The organism is Spongiactinospora gelatinilytica (assembly GCF_003236385.1).
Taxonomy (GTDB): Bacteria; Actinomycetota; Actinomycetes; order Streptosporangiales; family Streptosporangiaceae; genus Spongiactinospora; species Spongiactinospora gelatinilytica.
In genome coordinates, this window is sequence record NZ_POUA01000739.1 from 1 (window position 1) to 1,218 (window position 1,218).

3 protein-coding genes are annotated in these 1,218 nt (G+C 67.7%); 1 reads left to right on the plus strand and 2 read right to left on the minus strand.

Features of this window, described 5'->3' with window-relative positions:
• Positions 1 to 128: 128 nt before the first annotated feature.
• Positions 129 to 350, minus strand: coding sequence for a hypothetical protein (locus C1I98_RS43405; RefSeq protein ID WP_199537571.1), 222 nt, complete (start codon positions 348 to 350; stop codon positions 129 to 131).
• A 19-nt stretch (positions 351 to 369) separates the two neighbouring features.
• On the minus strand, positions 370 to 681 hold the full coding sequence (locus C1I98_RS39050) for a UBP-type zinc finger domain-containing protein (protein WP_111172202.1): 312 nt from the start codon (positions 679 to 681) through the stop codon (positions 370 to 372).
• A 333-nt stretch (positions 682 to 1,014) separates the two neighbouring features.
• On the opposite strand from C1I98_RS39050, the gene C1I98_RS44825 reads away from it, so the two are divergent.
• Positions 1,015 to 1,218: hypothetical protein (locus C1I98_RS44825; RefSeq protein ID WP_233508578.1), on the plus strand; the 204-nt coding region annotated here is incomplete at its 3' end.

Sequence of the window (1,218 nt, forward strand, 5' to 3'; positions counted from 1 at the left end):
CCAGTCGATGACGTTGCCCTGAAATCCCATCGATCCCGCGATGGCCAGCGCCGTGCGCAGCCATGGCAGGGCGGTGAAGGAACCGTGGGTGAGCAGCCGGTGGAACCCCACCGTCACCCCCAGCCCGGTCACCACGTAGAGACCGCTGCCAGCAGCAGGTCGGTGAGCACGACGCCCTGCCCCCACGCCAGGACGACCGCGACGCCGAGCGCGAACAACGGCAGGATCACGATCGCCGCCGTCAGCCCGATCTGACCCCTGCCGACCGCATGGTGCTCCGTCGCCCCGGGAAATGGGGATACGCCGTCATAGTCCAGCCGATCTCTCACCGGCCGTTGGTCAATGGTCATGATGTCTCTTTTGTCTTGTCTATACGGTTCGCCGATGCACATAGCACCAGCGCCAGGTCGAGCCCGCATCCAGGGCGGCGACCACCGGATGGTCGGTTTCCTGGTAGTGGGCCCTGGCATGGCCGGGGCGCCCATCGTCGCTGCAGGCCACCCACCCGCAGCTCAGGCACACCAGCAACCGCGTCCAGGTCCGGCCGAGGGCCAGACATTCCTTGCATTCGGGCGACCCGGGCTCCACATCCGGGAGCAGGTCGATGTGAGTGCAACGCGGCGTCTGACCGTTCAGACCGGCGCGCGCGGTCGCGTTCGTCCCTCCCGCATCCAGGCTCATCACGACCCCCCACGCCGACAGCGACGCAGGCTGCGCCGGCTGATCACTCCTCAGTCAATGCGATCCGCGAGCCCGTGGAAACGTCGATTCCGAGCAAGTCTCATCACTCGCGGCGATAGCCGACGCGCCGTATCCGGCACGCATCCGGCCTGATCCCGCGTCTCGACGCGCCGCCACAAGCGATCGACCAGGATCCCGGTGCACTTCACGGACTTTTCGCTCATCGATCAGCGGGTGATCCCGCCGACCGGGCGGCGGCCACCTCCAGGAGTCGCGGAGGCGGTCATCGCCTCCAGGCAGGCGACCGGTCGCTGCCGGTCACCGCGGCAGGCCATGTTCGCCGCGTTCTGCAGGGCGAGCGTGCGCGAGGCTGCGGCGATCGCTTTTCAAGACACCGGCCAGGGCCTCAGCGCAAGGGAGCGCTCTCCGTTACCGGTTGTGACGCCGGCGCGGACGGGCCAGGCGGCGGAGTTGAGTGATACGGGCGGTACCGAGCACCAAGGTGAGCAAGATCCCACTGACCATGGCGATCAGCAT